Genomic DNA, 17243 nt, shown 5'->3' on the forward strand with positions numbered 1-17243 from the left:
GCCTTGCGATCCGCCACGATCCGTTTCCGGGGCCTAGAGCGGGAACTCGCCCATGGTGGGGTTGCTGAACAGGCCCTGCTGCGGCGACTTCAGCGGCAGCGGCGTCAGCATGTCCTTGTGCCCGTTGCGCACACTGCAGTACTTGAACGGGCCCTTGGGGTCGAACAGCTTCGCCATGTGCGGGTCGGCGTGGTCGAGGAACCATACGCTCAGTCCGGTCTTGCCGTCGTGGCGGAAGTGCTCCCACGCCCGCCACATGGCGTCCAGACGCGCGACCGCCTCGGCGTGCTTCCACCATTCCGGACACCACACGGTGTCGCTGATGTCGGTCACCTGCCGGCGGTACACCAAACTCAGGTAGTTCTCGACGAACTCGACCACGCTCTGGTAGACCATGCGCTGCGGCTCGTCGGGACGACGGCCACGGGAGTCGTCGAAGGGGAAATTCTCGGGGTGCTGCTCGTCGCTCACAGCGGTCGGACCTCCTTGGGAGCCGCGACATCCGGGATTGTCTCTTTGATCAGCGCGGGACTGGTCAGATCATCGATGGTGGTCTTCTTCGTCGGTGACGGGTCGTGCGCCTCGATGGAACGCTCCACCGCGGCCGCGTCGGTGCCCTCCCACCACGGGACAGTGCGCAACAGCACCGCCGGTGTGCCGGAGGAGAACAGGATGGCGCGCCCGCGCGGCAGGGTGGCCAGGGCGTGCGCGTTGAAGGTCCGCGAGGAGCTCAGCGAACGCGAATAGCTCTTGCCGCCCTTGGATTCCGACACCGACTGCGCGATCGAGTCGTAGTCGCCGATGGCCTCGGAGCGCTGTTGCAGGAAGGCCATGTCGTCGATGCCGCTGCCGATCACCTTGATATTGGCCGCGCCCCACAGCGCTTCCATGCCGTCGGGTCCCCAGCAGCGCGCGCCCTGGGCCCACGACTGCAGCACCGTCATCACCACGATGCCGCGAGATCCGAAGTGGCTGTACTGCTTCGGCAGATCCTTCCAGCGCACCACGTTCGCGGCCTCGTCGAGCGCGGCCAGCAGCGGCACCGGCAGGCGGCCGCCGGGCGAGCGCGAGGCCTTGTGGGTGGCGACCTCGATGACCGCCGCGGTCAGCGCGCTCACCAGCGGCGCGGCCGAGCCCCGGCCCTCCAGGGACAGGCAGTACAGGGTGCCGTTGCCCTCCAGGAAGGCCAGCTCGTCGAAGGGTTCGCGGCTGCCGTTGGGGATGATCCACGGCTGGATGTGCGGCAGCTTCAGGCAGCGGATCATGGCCTTCGCGCCACCGAAGATGCCGTCGCGTGTGCGCACGTCGAGGTTGTACTGCCCGGCCAGGCCCTCGGCCATGTAGTGCTTGGCGCTGCGGCGCAGGATTTCCACCGGCGTGGTGTCGAGCGGGTTGTTCACCCATTCCCAGGCGCGCAGGATATTGCTGCCCTCCAGGCCCGCGGCCAGGAACAGCGCCGCGAGCAGGTCCTCGGCTTCGGGATCGAAGTAGGAGTCCGCGCCGCCGCCGGCCGAGGGGCTGCCCTCGGCGTCGGAGAAGTGCCCGGCCAGGCTGACCGCGCGCACCTCGGCGCCGGGGCGGTGCACGTCGACCCAGGCCAGCGGATCCCAGTACCACTGGGGTTCCTGCTGGGCCTGCCAGTCGTGCGAATCCGGGGCCACGCCTTGCGGATCGAAGACGAAGATCGGGGAACCCTTGCCCGCGCGCACATCCCGGGTGGCGTCGACGACGTCACGCTTGTTGGAGGTGACGACCACCGGGCCGATGGCGGCCAGTACCGCCGGGATGACCCGGGAGGTGGTCTTGCCCTGGCGCGGACCCCAGATATCGACCTGCAGGTCCTCGTAGGAGCCGTACATCATCTCGCCGTCGGCGACCGACATGCCGATCGGAATGCCCGGCACCAACGCGTCTCCCGGCCGCATGAGCGAACCGGGGATGACCTTGTCGCCCGTGAGGTGGGTGTGCAGCGGCACGCCCATCTTCCCGGCTTTCTCCCGCACCCCGGCCAGGGTGAGCGCCTTGATCGCGCCACCCGAGCCCATGTGGTCGGCCTTGTCGTCGATGGCCAGGCGGCCCTTCTTCGAGGCCTCGGCGCGGTGGCGCTTGTAGAACACCCAGCCCGCCGTCCCGGCGACCACCAGCAGCACGATGACGGTGGCGGCCGCGGGCCAGCGCACCTGACCCTTGATCAGGTTGACGACGATGGCGATCGGATTGATCGGCAGGTTCTGGCGCGGAGAGCTGAGCAGATTGCCCAGTTGAACTGCCAGCCACAGGGTTCCGAAGATATAGAAACCCGCGTACACGAGGTGCAGGGTGCGGTCTGGACCCGGATCGGCCGGGTCCTGCACCGGTGTCTTCGCCATCTCTATCCTCCTGGGATGACCTGTGAGTCGTTGCCGCTCAACGGAATTCGTCCAGCAACCAGCTACCGCCGGGGCCACGCACGACGGTGGCGACGACCGTGGCCGGGGGTAGCTTTTCCCGCCTGCCGTCCGGGTGGACGACCGTCTGCTCGATACCGATCTTGTACTGCTGCCGGTTCGGGTCGGCGCCCGCGGGCGCCTTCTCGCCGGAGGCGAACGCGAACGCCTCGACGTGCGCGTTCTCCTTGGCCCATTCGGCCCACCGCAGCGTCGGGCGCGGTGTGTCCACGGCGGTGGACGGGCTGTCCAGGGTGCGGATCAGGGTGGGGCCCAGCCATTTCCGGGCGCGGCGCAATGCGTCGCCCTCGGATTCGGTGGCCGGGTTCCAGGTGTAGATCTGCTGCAGCGCCGCCACCGCGACCCCGTCGGGGGTGGTGGGGTCGGGCGCGGGCGCGACCTCCAGCAACCGCGTGGTGGTCGTGGGTGCTTGCCCGGCAGGCGGATTCGAGCCGCCGCCGTTCGAGCCGCCGCCGGAACAGGCGGTGGCCAGCATCGTGACGCTCACCACCAGCATCACCACCCCAATCGGACCACTCTTCCAGGCTAGTCTCCGGGTGCGGCGCGCGCGCCATACCAGCCGGTTTCGGTGCTCGGCGTGTCCAGCCCCGTTGCGGCCGTTCGGGTCTTCGTCACGGCAGCGGCTCATGTGCCGCGCTTGGCATCGTGGAGGGTTTCCACCAGCGAGCGATTCATCTCCGCGGCCGCGGCCAGCTGTTGTTGCAGCAGCGCCACCTTGCGGCGCAAGGCGACCGCGTCCATCCGCTCGAGGCCGGGGGTCTCGGCGGCCCGCACCCAGTTGCGCACCGAATTGGTGTGCACGCCGATCTGTTCGGCCACCACCCGGCACGCCTCGGATTCCGAGCGCAGCTTGCCGGTCAGCGCGATGACCTGTTCGACGGCGGCCTGCCGGACCTCCGGCGACACTCTTCGATACGACCGGTGCGGCATCATGCGACGCTCCCCTCGTCCGAGCCGGACTCCGTGCCCGCGCCGCGGGTGGCGGTGGTCTCGGTGAATTCGCTGAAACGCTGGTTGGTGTCGTGGATTCCGCTCTCCCGCTCGGAGATGGTGAACTCCATGTGGAACGGGATGCCGGGGCGGCGGTCCTCGCCGATCTTGAGCAGGAACTTGCCGGTGCCGGGCGCGGGCGGACGCTGCTGGCCCGGTTTGAGCGCCTCACCGGTGAGCGCCTGCGGCGCGGACCAGCTGGTCACCATGTCCTCCTCGGCGGAGGTGAACGGCACAATGGAATCCAGACGTGCGATTTCCTCGGCCGGCAGCGCGCCGAAGATCTTGGCGCGCGCGCGTTCCAGGAAGCCGAGCGCCTTGGCGATGGCGGCCTCGGAACCCAGCGCCTGCAGGTCCTTGATGGTGTGGCTGATCATGATCAGCGAGGTGGCGATGCCGCGCTGCAGACGGGTGAGCTCGTCGACGCGGTCGACCATGAAGTCGCCCAGGCCCAGCACCTGCCACAGCTCGTCCATCACGACCTGGAAGTAGCGTTGCGGGCCCAGGTCGGCGTCGGCCAGCACGTGCGCCGCCTCCACGGACGCGAATCCGTCGGCCCAGCAGGCCAGCATGACGGCGGCCTTGAGCTTCTTGTCGCCGGTGGGGATGTGGGAGACGTCGATGCAGACCGCGGTCGCGGTGGTGTCGATGGGAGTCGTGGTGCGGCCGTTGAAGATCGCGCCGAACGGGCCCTGGGTCAGCGCGCGCAGCGAGCGGCGCAACTCCTTGATCGCCTCGGCGTACTCCTCCTCGTCGTCGGCGCCCGCGTCCAGGCGCAGTTCGTCACCGCCGGCGACCACCACGTCGAGCAGGTCCTCCATGATCGGCGGGTTCTCCGGGGTGAAGCCGCTGCCTTCGCGGTAGAGAATGCGCAGGCTCGTGGAGATCAGGGTCTCCTCGAAGTCGCGCACCCGCTCGCCGCGCACCAGCTCCACCAGACCGGCGACCAGGCTGACCTGGCGCGCCCGCATCTCCTGCACCACCTGGGTCTGCAGTTCCGGGGACTCGTGCAGCAGAGGCACGATCGAGCCCAGCACACCGGCGGCGAGCGGATTCAGTTTGCCGTGGCCGTAGCCCAGGTCGATGACCTGGCCGCCGACCAGCTCCACCAGCTTGCGGTAGTCGGGCTTGACATCGGCCAGCACCAGCGGCGTGATGCCCTGCGCGACACCGCCCAGCACGATCCGGCGCACCAGCGAGGACTTGCCGAAACCATTGAGGCCCAGCACGAACAGGCTCGGCGCGGTGATGAAGCTGCCGCGCATGAACCAGTTCATCGGGTCGAAGCAGACCGGCGCGCCGGTGTGCAGGTGCGAACCCAGCGGGGTGCCGATGAGCGGCGCGCCCGCGCCGACCGACCACGGCCACAGGCCCGCGACCTGCGCGGTGGTGGCGCGGTACTCGACCGGACGGCCGACCACGTTCATCCGCCCGCCGCCCGCGCCGATATAGCCGCGGTCGGTGAGTTGCGCGGTGGTCCGGTCGAATTCGTCGAAGCTGCCGTACTCGATGCGCTCGGCCCGCGCCGCGAAGTTGCGCCGCCGCAGGTCGTCGGTGTGCAACCGGAAGGTGGCCCAGGCCGCCTTGATCCCATTGCCCTCCCGCGCGGTCACCTCCAGCTTGGCCCGCTGGGCGTCGTCGAGCAGCTTCGGACCGGACTGCGTCTTCTTGGCCGCCGCCTTGCGCGCCGCGGCCCGCTTGGCCGCCGCCTCCCGCTCGGCCTGATCGAGGTCCTTGTCCCGCTTGTCCTTCCGGAGTCCGCCGCGCCCGCGCTCCTCCGCGGTGGACCGCTCGGGGCGTCCACTACGCGTGGGCCGGTTGCGCGCCGACCGCTCCCCCGACTCGCTCTCGGGCCGCGCCGATCGCGCCCGCCCGGGCGTTCCGGTGCGACCACCCAGATGCACGCGATCCGCGTCGGTGGCTCGGCCACGCCCTTCGGAACCGCTGCCGCGCCGCGCATCCCGCTCGCCGTCACCGCGCCGCGCGTCCCGCTCGCCGGTGCCACGCCGCTCCTGTGGGAGGTCACCTTCGCCACGCCGGTGACCGTCAGCGCCTGGATGGCCGCCCGCGCCGCGGCGGCTGTCAGTGCCACGGCGGCTGTCCGCGCCGCGGCGGTCACGCCCTGGATCACCGTCAGCACCGCGATGGCCGTCGGCGCCGCGGCGGTCACGCCCTGGATCTCCGTCGGCGCGTCGACGTTCACGCCCGAGTTCACCATCCACGCCGCGCCGTTCACGTCCGGTGTGGCCCTCGCCGTCACGCCGTTCACGACCGGTACGGCTGTCGCCGTCACGCCGGCCACGCGCGGAGTCGTTCTCGGCGCTCCGGCGGTCACGCCCGTCGCCGCTCTCGGTACCACGCCGGGTGCGGCGGGGATCATCGTCAGCGGGGCGGTCGCGGCGTTGGCGCTCGCCGGTCTCCGCGCGGCGCGCCGTGTCGCCACCAGGTTCCACGTCACGAGTCCGCTTGCGGTCCATGCGATCCCCCTCGGTCCGTTCCGGCCCGCGCGCCCGCCCGCGCTCCGCGGCCACGTCCCCGGAGCCGACGCCGTCGCGCACCGCTGCTCCCGGGTCCGTCGCACCGCGCACCGCGAGCTCGCGCCCACGGGACACAGCGCCACCCGCCGACGGCTCGGACGCGCGGCTGTCACCGAGAGCCGCAGTCGAATCGGTCTTCTCGCCACCGGGTTCGAGGGCGGGAAGGGCCGGAAGCCGCCGCTTCGGCGACGTACCGCTCCGCTCCCCGGCGATGTCGTCACGACCGGTCGGTTCGATCGCCCCGGAAACCTCCTGCGTGCCACGGGTTGCCGTTGCCGCCCGGGATTCCACCGGGCCCGGCCCACCGGCTTCCACGCGCACTCCGGCCGACTCGAACTGGCCGCGGTCCGCCGAAGCGCCCGGTTCCCCGGACCGATCGCCGAGTCCGGGTGTGGGAATGACCGATTCGGCACGATCGAGCGAAGCCTGACCGCTGGTCGAGTGGGTCTCCGGCTGCCCGTGTCCCTGGCCCGCGGCTCCCTGCTCCGCGCCCGGGACCGGATCGTCCTGTCGCGCACCGAGAGCCGCGTTGTCCCAGGCTCCGCTGTCGGCGCGGCGCACCTCGCCTCCGCCGGCACCGGACTGCGCGGCGTTGTCCGCGAACTCCGCCGAATAGTCGATCGGGGTGTCGCGGCGGAGCATGCGGCGGTCCGGAAGGGTGCCGCGGCGGGGGCGGTGCTCGTCGCGCATGACGCGGGAGCCGATGGGCGGCTGGGGGTCCGCGTCGTCGTAGGGTTCGACGGGGGCCTGCTCCCGCCGCGAACCGCGGCGCGCAGGGGGCGGCGCGGCGTCGCGTTCGCGGACGGGCGGGTCGAGGTCACGTGACATGGTGGGCTACCCCGCGAGTGCTTTCGGGATGGTGGCGTGTTCGGGGAGGATCACCCCGCAGCCGAGGGAGGCCGCGAAGGCCGCGGCCTGATAGCGGTAGCAGCGGCGGATCTTCAGGCGGGCCTGGGTGGACAGGTCCCGGGTGATCGACTCGATGCGGGGCAGGTCGCCGCGCAGCGGTTCGGTGATGGTGACCAGCGCGCCGAAGCGGGTGACGCCGTGGCCACGGGCCTGCTCCTCGCGGGCCTGCTGGGTGGCGCCGACGCGCAGGGTGGCCGCCGCGGACACCACGCCGCGCTCGGATTGCTGTGCGACGAGGGCGTTCTTGTAGTCGTCGTCCACGATCTGGGCGGCGTCACCGGCCGAGTGCGGGCGGTAGACGATGGTGATGCGCTTGCGCGGCACCTCCGGATTCGGCGCGAGCAGCCGCTGCAGCACGCGTTCGTCGACCGCGCCCTCGGGGGCGGTGTCCATCTCCCAGGTGACCGAGCGGCCGCCGTCGTGGATGAAGTGGTCCCAGCGCTCCTCGTGCGACACCGGTCCGGCGTCGGCCCAATCCAGGCCGTGCCCACCGGGTTCGCCCGCCGCCACCTCGAGGTCGGCCTGCGCGGCCGGGTCGTAGCTGCGGCGGATGAAGGAGATGATGTCGTCGGCGGCCATGGGCTGGCAGCGCACGCCCGCCTCGGCCAGCGCCGCGCAGATTCCCGGCAGGCGGCGGCCGATCTCGACCGCCTCCTCCGCCGGGTTCTTGCGCCGCTCGGCGGTGGTCGCCTTGAAGGTGATGGCCACGCGCGGCAGCAGCTGCACCCGTTCCTGCGGCAGTTCGGTGGCCAGCTCGTACATGACCTGCTGGGCCAGATCGGGCGCCTCGGGCCGGGTGATGGCGGAAACCTCGGTGAGCAAACGATTTCCGGTCTCGGGCACGGTGTCGATGACCGGGACCACCGCCACGATGTCGGAGGTCTGGCCGAGCGAGGCCAGGAAGGTGCCCCACGCGCCGACCCAGCGGTCGATGACCGGCTGGTCGACGGCCTCGTGGCCCTGCGGCCAGGCCCGCAGCACGACCGTGTACTGGGCGAACTGCGGTAGGTGGATCATGCCGAAGCTGTAGCCGCCCGCGTCGATGCCCTCGTACAGGCGCGACGGGGCCATCAGCCCGGGCAGCCGGGTGACGCCGCCGGGGATCCGCGAGAAGCGCCCGCCCCGGTACACGTGCTCGCCCTTGGACCGGCCGCGCAACCAATGGAACATCATCAATCCGTTCTCGTAGCCGGAGCGGCCCCCCGTCCGCCACACCAGTGGAACCATCACGACCGTGCCGATGCCCGCCACCACGGCGGCCGGTTGCGGACCAGCCACCAGCGCCGTCAGCAGCGCGGTGATGACGACGGCGAATCCGACCACGGTCTCGCCCCAGCGCAGGCCGAAAAGGCCTGCGCTGCGGGGCTTCTGCCACAGTCCGTACGAGCGCCGCTCGTAGGTGTCGGTCATCGTCATCGCGGGATGGTGCTCCTGCCGAGGTCGGGTGCGCGGTTGGCCCAGCGGTCACCGGCGACGTCGCCCGCGGTCGATTCGGCCTTGCCCAGCGAGGCGGTCGCCGCCCGGGCCTGCGCGACCCGGCTCGCCACCGCGGACGCGCCTGACGGTACTGCGCCGCCGCCCCCTTGGGCCGCAGGACTCGCGGCCGCGCCGCCACCGGCGGGGCGCGGCGGCGGAGTCGGGCGCGGCGCGCCGCCGCCACCCGGGCCGCCGCCGGGACCGGGCCGGGGCCGTCCGCCCCGGCCGCCGCCGACATATCCGGCCGCGCCCGGACCGGCGACCCCGCGGGGGGCCACCGCGCGCGAACCGACCGCGCCGAGCGCCGCGATACCGACCAGGGTGCCGGTGGTGGCGGCCAGACCCGAACCGCCGGAACCGACGATGGCCACCTCACCCGCGGTCGCCAGACGCATGAGCGCGGGCAGCACGAACGCCACGGTGCCCAGCAGCACGATGGCGACCAGCATGCGCTGGGCCTCGTCGGCGTCGGGCAGGTTCGCGGTTCCGGTGCGGTCGTCGGTGACGCCCGCGGTGGTGAAGGCGATCATGTAGACGATCGCGGCGACCGGCTTGTACAGCATGAACGCGATGATCCAGCGAATCAGCTTGTTGTAGGACGACATTCCGATGCCGGTGCCCGAACCCGCGGCGGCCAGCGGCAGCACGCCCGCCGCGACCACCAGCATGCCCTGGCGCACGATGGCCAGCACGATCTGCGCGAGCGCCCCGAGCAGGCCGACGATGGCGATGATCAGCACCAGACCCGGCGAGAACGCCTGCAGCTTGGAGGTTTTCACCATCAGCTCGGCCAGGTTCTTGGCATTGCCGTTGGTGGAGTCGTTGATCACCCACTCGGAGAACTTGTCCGAGGCCTGGGTGGCGGCCACGATCACCGCGCCCAGCATCCAGGAGCTGAACACCACCCGGGCGAACATCCAGAACGAGTCCGTGGCCTGGTCGACCGCGGCCCCGCGTCTGGCTCGCGCCAGTTTCAGGCCGGTGAGTATCACCGAGGTCATCAGGAACAGGATCTGGACTTGATAGGTGTAGTCGTTGATCTTCGTGAAAAGTGTTCCGGCGTCGCTGACTCTCTCGTTCGGGATCTTCATCCAGAACGTGAGCGCCAGGATCAGTGCCTCACCGAGACCGCTCATCAGCGAGTCCACGACCTTGCCGAAGGTGGAGTCCCACGCCTTGTCGCGCACGGTGTTGGCCACCTCGTTCGGGTGGGTGGCGACATTGCCGGCCTTGCACGCGGCCGAGGCCGCGTCGCCGAGCGAGATGCCGGGCACTCCCAGTCCGTCGAGGGAGTCGTGTAATTCGTTGCAGGCCTGGTCGAAACCGTAGGTCTGGCCGTAGGCCACCGTCGGGGTCGCGATCATGACGGTGAATACGACCGCGAGAATCGTGACTAGCCGCCTCAGCATGTGGTCCACCTCTCGATGGGTCGCGATGCCATCTCTTCTGTTGTCACCTGTGGAGCTGTTGTCGTCACCAACGGGTCCACCCCGCCAGCGAATCCACGTACTCGGTCTGCGAAGTCCGCGACGTGGAGGGTTTGAGCCGCCAGTCGCCGGCGTCCCAGACCATGATCAGGCGCACCGCCGCCCACAACTGCCGGCTGTCGACGACGGGCCCGCGCGCGGCGAGCCGCACGATGGCCATGTCGTCGGCGTAGTTCTCGACCTGGAAGCCGTCGGGGGCGACCAGGTAGCGGGTCACCTTCTCGGGCTGCTGTTTCGGCAGCCGCTGATCGGCCAGCGCCTGGTCGTAGGCGGTGAGCTGTTCGGCGGGCACACGAACCTGCCGCACGTACAGCTCCCGGTCCGCGGGCCGGGCGTTGAGCCGGTAGGTGATCTGCGCCGCCGCCAGGGCCGCGCCCTGTGGCGTGTGCGAATACCCCACGGCCAGGCCGTTTTCCAGGCGAGCCGGGCCGTCGGACGTGGAGAAGGGGACCGACGCCCCGTACACCCGCTGCCAGCCGTGCGGGTCGGTGATGCCCAGCGGGGCCGCGGTCAGCCAGTCGGTGTCGGTGGCCTTGCGCTGCTTGCCGGGTTCCTGCGGCAGGGGCTGGCCCGCCGTGTTGTTGGGGATGTCGATGCGACGGCCGAACAGATCCACCTCGGGCGAGGCGAATCCGGTGGCGCCGGTGTCCGAGGTCGCCGGCGTAGCGCCGGGGTCGGGTTTGGCGCTGGGCTTGGCGTCACCGTGCCCGAAGTAGACCACCAGGCCGGCGATCAGGATGACCGCCACCAGGGCGGCCGAGGCGATCACGCCGAACGAGACGCCGTCGCGCTCGGGCGACTCCTTCTCGCTCATCGCAATGCCTCCACGGTGTCGTTTACAAGAGCATGAGTGCGGGTGGTCAATTCAGCTGACCGGCCCCTCAGGTCGGCAGCAGGGCCAGCGCGATGCCGCTGGCCGAGGTCGCCATGATCGCGCCCAGCAGGCTCATCACCACCCCGTGCGTCGCCTCGTTGGCCGCCAGGTCGCCGCGGAACGCGTACCACAGCCGGCCCGCGGCCAGGATCATCCAGGCCAGGCAGAACAGCAGGACGCACCACAGCAGCCAGTCGATGAGCTGCATCATCGGCCGGAGCACATCGGCCGGCATCTGTTTGTAGGCCAGAACGGCCACCGCGTCCGCGCGGGTGGAGAGCGCGGCGTGCAGGGCCTGCGGCACCAGCGCGGCGGGCATTAGGTGATCACTGCGTTCATGATCGTGCCCGCGCTGGTCGCGACGATGCCTCCGATCATCGCGCCGGCTACCATCTTCGGGGACTCCAAACCGCCTCCCGTCCACTTTTCCCAGGCGAACCGGCCACCGGCGTAGGTGATGCCCAGGATTCCCGACAACAGTACGAACCAGGTGAAGTACCGAACCAGTTTCAGCAACTTGTCCGACGCGGGCGGCGCCTCGGGGGTCGGATTACCGACCTGGGCGAGGATCTGACCGTACGCGTCATGTACGGCGAGGAGCATGCTCATTGTCTGTCCTTCTCCAAAAGCGAACTGCTAGTAACAATCTCGCCGATCACCGGCCCCGCCGTCCAACCGGAGGCGGTGCCTACTTCGGAAATCTTTCCAGCACAATGCAATCCAAGGGTGTTCATGATCACTCCCCCCAGTCCGCGAATACGTCGCGGGGGGAGTCGAGCGCGTCCTGGGCGGCGGCCACGATGCCCGCGCCCAGATCCCGCACCGCCTGCGTAACCTCTTCCAACGGATCGGGTTTGCGCTTGCGCTGCACCGGCGGCGGGTCGCCGGGCGACCAGACCGGCAACTGGTCGGCTTCGACCAGTGTCCACTCCTCGTGCCAGGGCAGCTGCCACACCTGACCGGCCAGCGAACCGACCACGTCGCGGTAGCGGCGGATCTCGGCGGGCATCCGGCCCGGACGCGCGGCCACGGTGATCAGCCCGAGCACCTCACACGGACCGGCCAGTCCGGCGTGATGCTGGCGCAGCAGGTCGTGGGCACGGGTGAGCCCGGCGATGGTCTCGCGGGCCACCAGCACCACGAACGGGGACTCCCGTTCGAAGACGCCGGGCCAGCGCCGGTACGAATCCGCCGCCGGCGCAAGCACATGCGCGAGGGTGGTAGCGCCCGCGCCACCGTGCACGCCGAGCAGCCAGACCAGCGGCGCCCGGCCGCCACCGGGTACGGGCCGGTCCCACAGGGGTGCGCGGCGGGCTTCCGGTGGTGGCACCACACCGGCCGCGAGAGCGGCCCCTGAATCGATGTTCCGGTCGGCGGATCGGCGTTCCTTCATGGCTGCGGTCATGATGCCACTCCAGCAAGCAGGCGGCGATACGCGCGGCGTGTCTCGGCGGCCAGCTCGCTGTGCCGCACCAGCTCGCCCCGCGCGAGGTGTGCGTCATAGGGTATCTCGACGATCTCGTTCACCCAACCGTCCAGATGCTCGCGCAAATGTTCAGCGATTCGAGAATCGCTGCCGGGCAACTGATGTGAGACGACGATCGTGGTGTCACCGACAATTCCGTCGCCGGGGCCCTCGCCCTGCCCGCCGAATTGGTCGTCGAGCCACTCCAGGGTGACGCGCAGCCGGTTGGCGGCGTCCACGCGCGCCGGAATCGCCAGCACCAGTGCGATATCGGCGTCCTCGAGCAGCGGGCGCAGGTGCCGGCCGGCGATCGGGTTGCCGCCGTCGTAAACCGGGGTGTACCCGGACTCCCCGAAGGCGCGGGCGACTGTCAGGTAGGTGGCGCGGCGGCGCAGCGGCGCGGGATCGCGCCACAGCAGCCCGATTCCGGATGTGGCCCGCGAGAGGCACTCCTCGAGCGGCGCGGGCTCGTCGTCGCCGCGGCCGTAGAGCCAGTCCTGCAGGCTGATCGGGCTCAAGTGCTCATCAGCACCCCGCAGCGCCAGATCGCTGCCCGCGAAAGTGCCGTCCACGGCCACGGTTCGGTCACCGGCGGCGCCCAGCTCCCCCGCGATGCCCAGCGCGGTGGTCGTCGTCCCGGCACCACCACAGCCTCCCACCACCAGAATAGGGCGCGGGGCGGGTCCGGACTCGCCGGAATCGCCACGGCGCTTGCGCAAGCGCACCACCGGAGTCTTGGAACGCGCGGCACGACCCGACGATTCGCCCGCTTCGGGCACCTCGTCGAGCCAGCGGCTCCAGTCCTGATCCATTGTCTCCGCTCTCTTCTTATCCGGCCGGAACGCCCGCGGTGGTTCCATGGTCGCCGATGATCGCGGGGGCCGTCATCTCGTTGTACGCCGCCGCGACCGCGATCGGGTGAGAACCGGCTCCGGCGGCGGGTTCGCCGAGGGATTGCGCCGCGCCGCCATGGGAATTCAGCACATACAGGGCAACCGCGCCGACGATGGCCAGCAAAACAATGGCAACGATCAGGAAGACGAGCGTGAGCAGCCGCCGATCCGGGAGTCGTTGGGCGAGTGCGGGTTCGGGGGTCTCGAAGGTCTCGCGCCACTGCGCGGTGGTGTCGATGGCCGGGATGGCGGGTCCACCACTGTCCGTGGGGAATTCGATCACGGTGGTGCCGCGGTAGCGCGGCGGCGTGTAGGGGGCGGTCTGGCCGGTCTCGGTCATCCAGTCCGACCAGGTGCCGTCGAAGCGATTGTGCCGCAGCACCGATTCGGGAACCGGCGGCAGTTCGACCTCGGGCTCGGTGTCGTGAATGTAGTGCGGGAAGCGGGCCGGGCCAGCGCTCTCGTCGAAGGCGGGCGTCTCGGGGGCCGCGTCGCGACCGGGCGGTTCGGGGGTGGCCGGGTCGAGGGCCGGGTACCAGCGCGACTGTTTTTTGTACGACTTCAACATTCCCGCTGCGGGCACGTCGCTCGGCATCGTCTGACCCTCTCGGCGGTCGGTCGTGGCTGACGGTGTGTTGTCGTCGGTGATCGGTGGTACCGGGTGAGTCCGCCGGTACCACGTCGCCACCGGCTCCGCGTCCGAACGGTCCCGATCGGAAATTCTCTCGCATGAACAGGATTCCAACGACTCGACGCGCCGGACGACACTCCGTTCAATCCGCGCGTGCGCGCGAGTAGCAGGGTTCGTACGGTCTCGTGAACGCCACGCCGACGGGGCGGTCTTCCCTGCGATCCGAGCGGAATCTACATTAACAAGACCAAGAATTTTGGAGGATTTGTGAAGACAGCAGATATCGTCGCGGTTGTGACCGGCGGCGCGTCGGGACTGGGCATGGCCACCGTGCGGGAACTGCACTCGGCCGGCGCGAAGGTCGTCATCCTCGACCTTCCCTCGTCCGACGGCAAGGCTTTCGCCGAGGAACTCGGTGAGCGCGCGGTGTTCTCCCCCGGCGACGTCACCAGCGAGGCGGACGTGAGCGCCGCGCTGGATGCCGCTCAGGCGCTCGGCACCCTGCGAATCGCGGTGAACTGCGCGGGAATCGGCAATGCCGTCAAGACGGTCGGCAAGCAGGGCGCGTTCCCGCTGGAGGCGTTCTCCAAGATCATCAACGTTAACCTGATCGGCACGTTCAACGTGATCCGCCTGGCCGCCGAGCGCATGTCCGCGGTCGAGGAGGCCGACGGCGAGCGCGGCGTCATCGTCAACACCGCCTCGGTCGCGGCGTACGACGGCCAGATCGGCCAGGCCGCCTACTCCGCCTCCAAGGGCGGCATCGTCGGCCTGACCCTGCCGGTCGCCCGCGACCTGGCCTCGTACAAGATCCGCGTCATGACCATCGCGCCGGGTCTGTTCCACACCCCGCTGTTCGCGACCCTGCCGCAGCAGGCCATCGACGCGCTCGGCGCGCAGGTGCCGCACCCCTCGCGCCTGGGCGACCCGGCCGAGTACGCCGCGCTGGTCCGCCACATCGTGGAGAACCCGATGCTCAACGGTGAGGTCATCCGCCTCGACGGCGCGATCCGCATGGCCCCGCGCTAAGCAGCGGAACGGGTGGATGGATCAGGCGTGTGCCGCCTGTTCCATCTCCCAGGGGGTCTGCGGCAGCACCGCACCGGTCTCCAGCAGTGACTTGAGGTTGGCCAGCACGGCGGGCCAGCCGCTCGAAATGCCTTGTAGCATTTCCTCGTTCGGCAGATTCTCGTGGGTGACGGTGAGCCGGACGATATCCTGGTGCGGCTCGATCAGGAACGTCACTACCGACGGCGAGCGCTCCTCCTGCGGCGAGTCCTCGAATGTGACGACCAGGCGGGTGGGCTGGTCGGCCTCGAGTACGGTGCCGACGACGTCGAGCTTGCCGGAGCCGTCGACGCGGCGGTGCTCCCAGCGCGAACCCTCCTGCCAGTCCGACACATTGGCGTGCCCCCAGTACTGGGCGGTCAGGTCGGCATCGGTCAGGGCCTTCCACACCTGCTCGGCGCTGGCGCGGATATAGGTGACGTAGACGTAGTTCGGCACGGTGGTGGTCATCGCGTACTCCTCTGCCTGGTTCTTGATGGCGCGCAGGACATCCAGCCGGGGGCGGTCGAAAACGGAGATCCAGCGCTGTTCGATGTCGTGAATCGGGGTCGGATTGATGTAGTGCACCCGTTCGCGGCCGCGGCGCAGCACGGTGACCAGCCCCGCCCGCTCGAGAATGTCGAGGTGCTGGGTCACCGATTGCCGGGCCATCGCGACCCGTTCGCACAGTTCCCGCAGCGTCTGACCGTTGTGCTCACGCAGCCGGTCGAGCAGCTGCCGCCGAGTGGCGTCGGCCAGAGCCTTGAAAACCGTGTCCATGTCGGGTTCGGATTGCACGGCTCAAATTATGCAGGCATTTACCTGCATAATTCAACGGGGGGTGGCGCAGGCGCCGGGACACACCCCCGATTACGTGGGAATTTCGTTCTCGGACATGACAATCCGCGTTTCAGCGGTCAAGATGGTCAACGGCCTTCAGCCGAACCGACATCGTTGTCTCTTCAGCGCCTCCTGCCGTGGCGCGGACAGGAGTGCCCGTGGCGACCACGCCGCAGCCCTCATACCCCGTGCCCACGGGCGGGGATCCCGCATCCGCGGTGAGCCCCGCGTCCTCGGTGATCGTGGAGACGATCCCCCCGGCCCGCATCGGGACCCGGCTCGTACACCCCGTCCTGCGCACCACGCTGCAGCAGTTCCTGCGCGCCGGGGCCTGGGTCGCCGACCTGGGACCGCGTCCGGCCAACCTGATCTTCCGGGTGACCCGGTTGTCCGAGCAGCCCGCCCGCGTCATGGGCACCCCGCGCGGCACCCGCCGCGAGACCCTGCGCTTCGAGCACTTCGAGGCCGAATGGCTGTGGAGCACACCGGTTCCCGATCCGCGCGTGGACCGCGACGCCGCCATCCTCTACCTGCACGGCGGCGCGTTCATCGCGGGCGGCCTGCACAGCTACCGCCGCCACACCGCGCGCCTGGCCGCGCTGAGCGAGCTGCCGGTGCTGACCGTGGACTACCGCCAGCTGCCCGACGCGCACCCCAACGAGAGCCTCGCCGACGCGCTCACCGCGTACCGGCACCTGCTCGACGAGGGCTTCCCGCCGGAGAAGATCATCGTGGCCGGCGATTCGGCTGGCGGCGGGCTGGCGTTGCGGCTGGCGCTCACGCTGCGTGAGCGAGAGCTGCCGTTGCCGGTGGCGCTGTCGGTCACCTCGCCGTGGGCCGATTTCGACTCCACCGCCCGCCTCGCGCACCCGAACAGCCGCGACGACGCGGTGTTGCCCGCGCTCGGGCCGGACATGGTGGTGCGCCGCGGTATAGCGGTGGACGGGGAGCTGGATCCGGCGTGGTCGGTGGTGAATCACGACTTCACCGGTCTGCCACCGATCTTCCTGCAGGTCGGGTCCCGGGAGATGCTGCTGACCGACGCGCTCGCGGTGGCGCGCCGGGCCGAGGCCGCGGGGGTGTCACTACGCCTGCAGATCCGGCCCAGCGCGCCGCACACCCTCATCCACCTGGGCGCGGATCTGCTCGCGGACGGCCGTGACGCCGCCCGCGACGCGGCCGAGTTCCATCGTGCGATGATCGATCCGGGTCGCCTCGGCCGCAGCGCGGCCTGACCGCGAGCACCGGCGGCGGCCCCGATCCCGCGATCCGAGAGGCTCCGATGTCCCAGCCCGACAGCGCTTCCCGCCCCGCCGTCCTGGTCACCGGCGCGGCCGCCGGGATCGGCCGCGCCATCGCCGCCCGCTTCGCGCGAGAGGGCTGGACGGTCGGTCTCTATGACATCGACGCCGACGCCGTGGCCCGCACCGCCGCGGAGATCGGCGGGCGCACGATCACCGGCGCGTTCGACGTCACCGACGCGGCGGGCTGGGACCGGGCGCTGAAGGAATTCGCCGGGGCGACCGGTCGTCTCGATCTACTGGTCAACAACGCGGGCATCCTGGTGTCGGGGGCGTTCGGCGAGATCGCCGTGGAGCGCCAGCACCGCGTGGTCGACGTCAATGTGAAGGGCGTCCTCAACGGGTG

General features: G+C 70.2%; 18 protein-coding genes. 4 read left to right on the forward strand and 14 right to left on the reverse strand.

Going from position 1 to position 17243, the window contains the following annotated elements; genetic code table 11:
• Positions 1–33: 33 nt before the first annotated feature.
• The 5 genes from ACFV4K_RS27100 to ACFV4K_RS27120 all read right to left on the reverse strand — a co-directional run bounded on the left by ACFV4K_RS27100 (position 34) and on the right by ACFV4K_RS27120 (position 5341).
• Entirely contained in the window at positions 34–471 is a 438-nt protein-coding gene (locus ACFV4K_RS27100; protein ID WP_357083489.1) for a DUF4913 domain-containing protein, read from the reverse strand.
• Positions 468–2369, reverse strand: coding sequence for a type IV secretory system conjugative DNA transfer family protein (locus ACFV4K_RS27105; protein ID WP_379278691.1), 1902 nt, complete (start codon positions 2367–2369; stop codon positions 468–470). Before ACFV4K_RS27105 ends, ACFV4K_RS27100 begins: the two co-directional genes overlap by 4 nt.
• Positions 2370–2406: 37 nt before the next feature.
• Positions 2407–2943 carry a hypothetical protein gene (locus tag ACFV4K_RS27110; protein WP_379278708.1) on the reverse strand — a complete coding sequence of 179 codons (537 nt, stop codon included), beginning with the start codon at positions 2941–2943 and terminating at the stop codon, positions 2407–2409.
• Positions 2944–3071: 128 nt separating this feature from the next.
• Positions 3072–3380 carry a transposase gene (locus tag ACFV4K_RS27115; protein WP_357100470.1) on the reverse strand — a complete coding sequence of 103 codons (309 nt, stop codon included), beginning with the start codon at positions 3378–3380 and terminating at the stop codon, positions 3072–3074.
• Entirely contained in the window at positions 3377–5341 is a 1965-nt protein-coding gene (locus ACFV4K_RS27120; protein WP_379278693.1) for a hypothetical protein, read from the reverse strand. Before ACFV4K_RS27120 ends, ACFV4K_RS27115 begins: the two co-directional genes overlap by 4 nt.
• Between ACFV4K_RS27120 and ACFV4K_RS27125 the strand changes: the two genes are divergently transcribed.
• On the forward strand, positions 5336–6799 hold the full coding sequence (locus ACFV4K_RS27125; RefSeq protein ID WP_379278694.1) for a hypothetical protein: 1464 nt from the start codon (positions 5336–5338) through the stop codon (positions 6797–6799). The genes ACFV4K_RS27120 and ACFV4K_RS27125 overlap by 6 nt on opposite strands.
• A gap of 9 nt (positions 6800–6808) precedes the next feature.
• Here ACFV4K_RS27125 and ACFV4K_RS27130 read toward each other — a convergent pair whose 3' ends face one another.
• The 8 genes from ACFV4K_RS27130 to ACFV4K_RS27165 form a co-directional block, all read right to left on the reverse strand.
• Complete coding sequence (locus tag ACFV4K_RS27130) at positions 6809–8299, reverse strand: SCO6880 family protein (RefSeq protein WP_357083503.1); 1491 nt, start codon at positions 8297–8299, stop codon at positions 6809–6811.
• On the reverse strand, positions 8296–9768 hold the full coding sequence (locus ACFV4K_RS27135; protein ID WP_379278696.1) for a hypothetical protein: 1473 nt from the start codon (positions 9766–9768) through the stop codon (positions 8296–8298). Before ACFV4K_RS27135 ends, ACFV4K_RS27130 begins: the two co-directional genes overlap by 4 nt.
• Positions 9769–9832: 64 nt before the next feature.
• Complete coding sequence (locus ACFV4K_RS27140; protein ID WP_379278698.1) at positions 9833–10660, reverse strand: hypothetical protein; 828 nt, start codon at positions 10658–10660, stop codon at positions 9833–9835.
• A 67-nt stretch (positions 10661–10727) separates the two neighbouring features.
• Positions 10728–11039, reverse strand: a complete 312-nt coding sequence (locus tag ACFV4K_RS27145) for a hypothetical protein (protein WP_357083512.1) — start codon at positions 11037–11039, stop codon at positions 10728–10730.
• A complete protein-coding gene (locus ACFV4K_RS27150; RefSeq protein ID WP_213556317.1) occupies positions 11039–11329 on the reverse strand; it encodes a hypothetical protein in 291 nt (96 codons plus the stop codon). Before ACFV4K_RS27150 ends, ACFV4K_RS27145 begins: the two co-directional genes overlap by 1 nt.
• Positions 11330–11456: 127 nt before the next feature.
• On the reverse strand, positions 11457–12125 hold the full coding sequence (locus tag ACFV4K_RS27155; protein WP_379278700.1) for a hypothetical protein: 669 nt from the start codon (positions 12123–12125) through the stop codon (positions 11457–11459).
• On the reverse strand, positions 12122–12997 hold the full coding sequence (locus tag ACFV4K_RS27160) for a MinD/ParA family protein (RefSeq protein WP_379278701.1): 876 nt from the start codon (positions 12995–12997) through the stop codon (positions 12122–12124). The genes ACFV4K_RS27155 and ACFV4K_RS27160 overlap by 4 nt, the downstream gene beginning before the upstream one ends.
• Positions 12998–13013: 16 nt before the next feature.
• On the reverse strand, positions 13014–13673 hold the full coding sequence (locus tag ACFV4K_RS27165) for a hypothetical protein (protein ID WP_379278703.1): 660 nt from the start codon (positions 13671–13673) through the stop codon (positions 13014–13016).
• 303 nt (positions 13674–13976) lie between these two features.
• Between ACFV4K_RS27165 and ACFV4K_RS27170 the strand changes: the two genes are divergently transcribed.
• Complete coding sequence (locus ACFV4K_RS27170) at positions 13977–14738, forward strand: 3-hydroxyacyl-CoA dehydrogenase (RefSeq protein WP_357083524.1); 762 nt, start codon at positions 13977–13979, stop codon at positions 14736–14738.
• A gap of 21 nt (positions 14739–14759) precedes the next feature.
• Here ACFV4K_RS27170 and ACFV4K_RS27175 read toward each other — a convergent pair whose 3' ends face one another.
• The gene (locus ACFV4K_RS27175; RefSeq protein WP_379278710.1) at positions 14760–15536 is read right to left on the reverse strand and encodes an ArsR/SmtB family transcription factor; all 777 of its coding nucleotides are present in this window, start codon (positions 15534–15536) and stop codon (positions 14760–14762) included.
• Between the two features lie 218 nt (positions 15537–15754).
• Between ACFV4K_RS27175 and ACFV4K_RS27180 the strand changes: the two genes are divergently transcribed.
• Complete coding sequence (locus tag ACFV4K_RS27180) at positions 15755–16831, forward strand: alpha/beta hydrolase (RefSeq protein WP_379278705.1); 1077 nt, start codon at positions 15755–15757, stop codon at positions 16829–16831.
• A 47-nt stretch (positions 16832–16878) separates the two neighbouring features.
• Positions 16879–17243 (forward strand): SDR family NAD(P)-dependent oxidoreductase (locus ACFV4K_RS27185; RefSeq protein ID WP_379278706.1); only part of this gene is annotated, 365 nt, incomplete at its 3' end.

The organism is Nocardia sp. NPDC059764 (assembly GCF_042732555.1).
Classification (GTDB): Bacteria; Actinomycetota; Actinomycetes; order Mycobacteriales; family Mycobacteriaceae; genus Nocardia.

Excerpts from the sequence above, each read along its gene's own strand:
- ACFV4K_RS27105 (WP_379278691.1), bottom strand. The coding sequence starts at position 2,369 with ATGGCGAAGACACCGGTGCAGGACCCGGCCGATCCGGGTCCAGACCGC.
- ACFV4K_RS27110 (WP_379278708.1), bottom strand. The coding sequence starts at position 2,943 with ATGCTGGTGGTGAGCGTCACGATGCTGGCCACCGCCTGTTCCGGCGGC.
- ACFV4K_RS27115 (WP_357100470.1), bottom strand. The coding sequence starts at position 3,380 with ATGATGCCGCACCGGTCGTATCGAAGAGTGTCGCCGGAGGTCCGGCAG.
- ACFV4K_RS27125 (WP_379278694.1), top strand. The coding sequence starts at position 5,336 with ATGCACGCGATCCGCGTCGGTGGCTCGGCCACGCCCTTCGGAACCGCT.
- ACFV4K_RS27130 (WP_357083503.1), bottom strand. The coding sequence starts at position 8,299 with ATGACGATGACCGACACCTACGAGCGGCGCTCGTACGGACTGTGGCAG.
- ACFV4K_RS27135 (WP_379278696.1), bottom strand. The coding sequence starts at position 9,768 with ATGCTGAGGCGGCTAGTCACGATTCTCGCGGTCGTATTCACCGTCATG.
- ACFV4K_RS27140 (WP_379278698.1), bottom strand. The coding sequence starts at position 10,660 with ATGAGCGAGAAGGAGTCGCCCGAGCGCGACGGCGTCTCGTTCGGCGTG.
- ACFV4K_RS27145 (WP_357083512.1), bottom strand. The coding sequence starts at position 11,039 with ATGCCCGCCGCGCTGGTGCCGCAGGCCCTGCACGCCGCGCTCTCCACC.
- ACFV4K_RS27150 (WP_213556317.1), bottom strand. The coding sequence starts at position 11,329 with ATGAGCATGCTCCTCGCCGTACATGACGCGTACGGTCAGATCCTCGCC.
- ACFV4K_RS27155 (WP_379278700.1), bottom strand. The coding sequence starts at position 12,125 with ATGACCGCAGCCATGAAGGAACGCCGATCCGCCGACCGGAACATCGAT.
- ACFV4K_RS27160 (WP_379278701.1), bottom strand. The coding sequence starts at position 12,997 with ATGGATCAGGACTGGAGCCGCTGGCTCGACGAGGTGCCCGAAGCGGGC.
- ACFV4K_RS27165 (WP_379278703.1), bottom strand. The coding sequence starts at position 13,673 with ATGCCGAGCGACGTGCCCGCAGCGGGAATGTTGAAGTCGTACAAAAAA.
- ACFV4K_RS27175 (WP_379278710.1), bottom strand. The coding sequence starts at position 15,536 with ATGGACACGGTTTTCAAGGCTCTGGCCGACGCCACTCGGCGGCAGCTG.